Raw genomic sequence first — 5,728 nt, forward strand, 5'->3', positions numbered from 1 at the left:
ACAAAGCCGAGGTAGAGCAGTAAACCGCCACATACGCCTTTACTGGTGAGGTTGGCCAACATGCTGCCACCTTTACTGATGGCTAAGATTAAGCCAAAAGCGCCAATCAACAACCCAAAGGCCATAGGGTGTCCGCCTGCTGCAACGACAATCGGAATTAAAGGAATGAGTGGGCCGTGTGTACCTGCGAGGTTCGCGGTCGGCAATAAAAAGCCAGAGAAAAGAATGATGAAAACAGAGGCGATGAGTAGTTCATAACGGACATTTTCTAAAATGAAGCCTTCATTTAACCCTAGCGCCCCGGCAAAGGTGGCTGCAATGGCACCCACCATCACAATCTTACCAATGGTCGCCGCCATCGCTGGGATGGTATCTTCTATTTCGAATCGATAATCTTTAAACGGCAAATTGGGACGCCAGCGTTTAGGCGACATGATTTGTAATTCGTGTTCTAAATACTGTTCGCGGGAATCAAATTCCGATCTTGGTTTATGTTGCTGTTCATAAGTGAGTTCATCCTCATTGGCTTGAGGCTTATCTGTTTGTATATGTACGGATTCTAAAGTACTGCTCATTTTGATTCCTTTCGTTCACACTCTAAGGCGTGTTATTCCAACAAACGTTATTGACTCACGCAGAAGCGCAAACAATGCGTCAACTTATAATTAAAAATTCATTAACATTTAGTTGCTAGTACCTTATATCAAACCCAAAAAAACAAATAGTCTCAGACAGTTAGACATTAGTCGTAGAGTACGACGACTGGCGATAAACAGGGGGGAGGGCTTGCCTGTTACCTAGTAAAAAGGTGGTCTAGTTTTTAGCTAGGCCACATTTTTTAGAGAGGTAAGGTGAACAGGTTACTAATCAAATTTTGTGGCGAGTACGAAAAGGCAAGACTTCGTCTGCAGCATTAACTTGTGTATTGTTAATGTGTAGTCAAATAATTCGTGTACAAATCAATTTTTGGCATTTTTGGTCTATTTAGTTCATTAAACACTCTAATGAGTTTAAATACTTATTAATATATCCGCTAAGAAAAATCCTGTTTTGGGGTGTGTTTTATTTTACTTTAATTTAAGAGATTGATTTATTTCGCTTTTGTTTGGTGGCGAATATTTTTTTTGTTAGCTGCTTATGGATTATCTCTCTTTTTTACCGAACGCAAGCCCTTGATTTCCACCCGTTGATTGCTTAGAGTACTAACTGTTTTGGCTTAGGTGACCATTTGTAAGCGTAAATAATAGTTAGATAACTAAGAAAGGATTAGATTACATGGATCCCATACTAGAAGTTAAGGGACTGTACAAGGTGTTTGGTGAAGACACCGACCGTGCTTTTACAATGATTAATGAAGGCGCGGACAAAGATAAAGTTTTCGAAGAAACAGGTCTAACGATCGGCGTTAACGATGTTTCTCTTAGCATCAAAGAAGGCGAGATTTTCGTCATAATGGGACTGTCAGGATCTGGCAAATCAACCCTAGTACGCCTTCTTAACCGCTTGATTGAACCTACCCAAGGTAATGTGCTTCTTCGAGGAAAAGACATTGCCCACATCTCAGAAGAGGAACTCCGCGAAGTTCGCCGCAACAACATCTCCATGGTTTTTCAAAACTTCGCTTTGATGCCACACATGACGGTTATCGAGAACGCAGCGTTCGGTCTTGAGATCGCCGGTGTCGAAGTTGAAAAACGGAAGCAATCAGCGTTTGAAGCGTTGGAGCGAGTCGGTCTTGGCCCGTATGCAGAATCTTACCCTGATGAACTGTCTGGTGGTATGAAGCAACGTGTTGGTTTGGCTCGTGCTCTAGCTTGTGACCCAGATATATTGCTGATGGATGAAGCCTTTTCTGCACTTGATCCTTTGATTCGTACTGAAATGCAAGACGAACTCATTCGTCTTCAAAATGACGACAAACGAACGGTTGTTTTTATCTCACATGATTTGGATGAAGCGATGAGAATCGGTGACCGTATTGCCATCATGCAAAATGGTGAAGTGGTTCAAGTCGGTACCCCAGACGAAATTCTTAACAACCCAGCGAACGATTATGTCGAAGCTTTCTTCCGCAGTGTTAATGTAGCCAGTGTTCTTACTGTGAAAGACATTGCGCGTAAGAAACCCGCTGCGGTATTTAAAAAATCAGAACACGACGGCCCAGCGTCTGCTCTACAAATTTTGATGGATAACGACCGTGAATACGGCATCGTTGTTGATAAGAGCAGTCTTTATTCCGGCATTGTTTCTATCGACTCCCTTCGCAAAGCTCACAAAGAGAACAAATCACTCGTCAGCGCGCAGCTCGATGATGGATTGACTCTCAACCCTGATTTACCAATCAATGATGTGCTTGGTTTAGTTGGTGGTGTTCCTTACTCAGTTCCTGTTGTGGATGAGCAAGGTAATTACTTTGGCGTGGTAACTAAGTCACGACTGTTACAAACATTGGATAAGGGGTAGATCATGTCGTCTGAACAAACAAACAATGATCCATGGTCGCAGTCTGCACCTGCCGCTCAGCCATCAAGTGATCCTTGGGGTCAAGCGGCTAATACCTCTTCATCAGCGGGTTGGCTAAGCAGTGAAACGGTAGAAGCTACACCTTTCGATCCACTTAACCCTTTTGCTGAAGCAGTGCTGCCCGTCGACACATGGGTTGAATCTGGTTTGAATTGGTTAGTTGAACACGGGCGACCGTTGTTTCAGGCAATTCGCATCCCTATCGATTTAATTTTAAGTTCATTTGAAACAGCCTTAGTGTCTACGCCAGCCCCGTTCATGTTGATCATTTTATTTTTGGTCGCATGGCAGTTTTCAAACCTCAAGTTGGGTGTGGTTACAGCCGTTTCCATGACTTTCATCGGCTTAATTGGCGCTTGGTCTGAAGCGATGACCACACTTTCACTGGTTATGACATCGGTATTCTTCTGTTTATTGATAGGTTTACCTATGGGGATCTGGCTCGCCCGAAGTCATACTGCCGCCAAATTTGTGCGTCCAATTCTGGATGCCATGCAAACTACACCTGCTTTTGTTTATCTCGTACCAATCGTTATGTTGTTTGGTATTGGTAACGTACCGGGTGTGGTAGTTACCATCATATTCGCACTTCCGCCAGTGGTACGTTTAACCATCTTAGGTATTCAGCAAGTCCCGGAAGAGTTGATCGAAGCGGGTCATTCATTCGGTGCAAACAAAAAGCAGATGCTATACCGAATCCAGTTACCACTTGCACTACCAACCATAATGGCAGGTGTGAATCAAACACTGATGTTGTCGCTGTCTATGGTGGTTATCGCATCAATGATCGCAGTGGGTGGTTTAGGTCAAATGGTCCTGAGAGGTATCGGCCGTTTAGATATGGGACTGGCCGCTGTGGGTGGTTTAGGTATCGTTATTCTAGCAATCCTGCTTGACCGCATTACCCAAGTGCTAGGGGTAAATGCAGGTAATACAAAATTACGGTGGTATCGCATGGGGCCTGTTTCTCTTGTGCTTAATGCGATTAATCGCGGTAAAAAATCAGAACTACAATTGAGGAAAAACACCAATGAATAATTCATGGAAGAGCAAACTTGCAGTTAGCATCGTTTCTACATTAGCAGTATCGACTAACGTGTGGGCAGCAAGCTTACCGGGTGAAGGTGTATCTGTTCAGCCCGTTCAATCGTCTGTAGCGGAAGAAACATTCCAAACGTTGATTGTCAATCGTGCTCTAGAGGCGCTAGGCTACGATGTGAAATCAACCCAAGAAGTGGACTATAACGTAGGTTACACCTCTATCGCAAAAGGTGACGCGACCTTCCTAACAGTAGGTTGGTTCCCGCTTCATGCTGATAAATACACAATGGCGGGCGGCGATGACAAATTCTACCGTGAAGGCCAATATGTCAGTGGTGCCGCTCAAGGTTACCTTATCGATAAGAAAACGGCTGAAAAATACAACATCACTAACATTGGTCAACTGACTGATCCAAAAATCGCGAAGCTGTTTGATGCTGACGGCGATGGCAAAGCAGATCTGACGGGCTGTAACCCAGGTTGGGGTTGTGAGATGGTCATCGAACACCAAATTTCGGCATTCAAATTGGACGATACGGTGACTCATAATCAAGGTAATTATGCAGCGATCATCGCAGATACTATTTCACGTTATAAGAAGGGTGAATCAATCCTTTACTACACTTGGACGCCTTACTGGGTGAGTGGTGTCTTGGTTCCTAACGAAGATGTAGTATGGCTAGAAGTGCCATTTTCTTCACTTCCAGGTGAGCGTTCGGACGTAGATACTACTTTGTCTAATGGTAAAAACTACGGCTTTGAAATGAACTCAATGCGTATTATTGCCAACAAAGAGTTTGCTACGAACAACCCTGCAGCAGCTAAGCTTTTCGAAATCATCAAACTTAACATCAACGATGTTAGTGCTCAGAACATGATGATGAGCAAAGGGAAAAACAGCTCTGCTGATATCGAAGCACACGTTAATGGTTGGATTAAAGCAAACCAAAACACGTTTGATGCTTGGATTGCAGAAGCGAAGAAAGCCGCACTGTAGGTTTGATTTTTTCAGGCCTAGCTAACACTCTAATTGGAAATGATGAGCATGTTTAGCGAAGTTACTGAATCACCTTTAAATCAAGTGACATAGCGGTAACAATACTCATAAAAAAGCCAGTAGTCCTAATTGGGTTACTGGCTTAATGTATTCCTTTCCTTTCCTTTACTTTACTTTCTTTGTACCTCTCATAAATATCCCAGTCATCAGCGTTACACTCTTTTCTTGCATGAACACTTTTCTTGGATAAACAGGAGCAGATCTTGCTTTGCCAAACACTATTTTTGTCATGCAAACGAGAAGTGATAATTTCAATTCAGATTTTGGGGCGTACGCATTTTAGGATAAAAAATGTTTCAAGTTGAGCGAGTAACTGTTTGGAAATAGCACAGAACTACCGCCTTTAGCCACTCAATTTCTGCTACGTTCAGCCTCCTGATAGTGTTAGAATCTGCGCATCAGAATTATCGAGAAACTAGGTATTTATAAACAATGTTTATCCATCACGTTAACGGCATCGACTGGCTGGTGATTACCGCTTTTGAAGAACTGAAAACGATGTTTATCGAAGATGCTGGTCCAATCCCATCTTACTTCTCTACCGCCAGCGAATTGAGCCTGATTGATCAAGCCAAGCGCAGCTATGGATTTTTGCCTACATTCCGCGGTGTGATCACTGATACCGGCACGTATCAAAGTAAAGATCTTGAAGAAGATTTGAACCCACAGCTTGCGTGTATCGTTGAAGGGCGTGGTCGGGTGTTTATCTATCATGGCGACTATGTGGCTTTTGTGGATGACGATCACACCGTTATTACCCGAATGGACTGAACTATTCAGTAAGTTGAAATTGGCGTAAGAATGAACAGGGCCTCGCGTTTGCGGGGCTTTTTGTATGTGGGAGAAAGTGATGGGCAGTGGCAGTGTTGTGGCTATAGGAGATTTGCGCGGTAAAAACGGACAATTGGGTACCTGACTCACCCTAAGTTTATCGCGGTGCTGGATGAATGGCTTTCTACGTAATTTCCAGATAAAAGCTCAATAATCCCCAACTAATCTCCGCTTGATTTAGGCCAATGATGACAATGATCCCTGTATATTCACGGAGCGTTGAAGCTTTTTTATCGCGTCTGTATCAGCGACGTGCTGGTGGCGGCATCCACAGTC

The 5,728-nt window shown here is 43.5% G+C and carries 5 protein-coding genes; 4 read left to right on the plus strand and 1 reads right to left on the minus strand.

The window, feature by feature from the left end:
- Positions 1 to 575: DUF3360 family protein (locus ACP45E_RS11550; protein ID WP_141707310.1), on the minus strand; the 575-nt coding region annotated here is incomplete at its 3' end.
- A gap of 700 nt (positions 576 to 1,275) precedes the next feature.
- Between ACP45E_RS11550 and proV the strand changes: the two genes are divergently transcribed.
- From proV to ACP45E_RS11570, 4 genes are all read left to right on the plus strand, one after another.
- Positions 1,276 to 2,463, plus strand: coding sequence for a glycine betaine/L-proline ABC transporter ATP-binding protein ProV (gene proV / locus ACP45E_RS11555; protein WP_017038429.1), 1,188 nt, complete (start codon positions 1,276 to 1,278; stop codon positions 2,461 to 2,463).
- 3 nt (positions 2,464 to 2,466) lie between these two features.
- A complete protein-coding gene (proW, locus tag ACP45E_RS11560) occupies positions 2,467 to 3,561 on the plus strand; it encodes a glycine betaine/L-proline ABC transporter permease ProW (RefSeq protein WP_017038428.1) in 1,095 nt (364 codons plus the stop codon).
- On the plus strand, positions 3,554 to 4,561 hold the full coding sequence (gene proX / locus ACP45E_RS11565) for a glycine betaine/L-proline ABC transporter substrate-binding protein ProX (RefSeq protein WP_017038427.1): 1,008 nt from the start codon (positions 3,554 to 3,556) through the stop codon (positions 4,559 to 4,561). Before proW ends, proX begins: the two co-directional genes overlap by 8 nt.
- Before the next feature lie 492 nt (positions 4,562 to 5,053).
- A complete protein-coding gene (locus tag ACP45E_RS11570) occupies positions 5,054 to 5,392 on the plus strand; it encodes a hypothetical protein (protein WP_017034117.1) in 339 nt (112 codons plus the stop codon).
- Positions 5,393 to 5,728: the final 336 nt, after the last annotated feature.

The sequence above is a fragment of the Vibrio genomosp. F10 str. 9ZD137 genome, from assembly GCF_049974785.1.
GTDB lineage: Bacteria > Pseudomonadota > Gammaproteobacteria > Enterobacterales > Vibrionaceae > Vibrio.

Excerpts from the sequence above, each read along its gene's own strand:
- proX (WP_017038427.1), top strand. The coding sequence starts at position 3,554 with ATGAATAATTCATGGAAGAGCAAACTTGCAGTTAGCATCGTTTCTACA.
- proW (WP_017038428.1), top strand. The coding sequence starts at position 2,467 with ATGTCGTCTGAACAAACAAACAATGATCCATGGTCGCAGTCTGCACCT.
- proV (WP_017038429.1), top strand. The coding sequence starts at position 1,276 with ATGGATCCCATACTAGAAGTTAAGGGACTGTACAAGGTGTTTGGTGAA.
- ACP45E_RS11570 (WP_017034117.1), top strand. The coding sequence starts at position 5,054 with ATGTTTATCCATCACGTTAACGGCATCGACTGGCTGGTGATTACCGCT.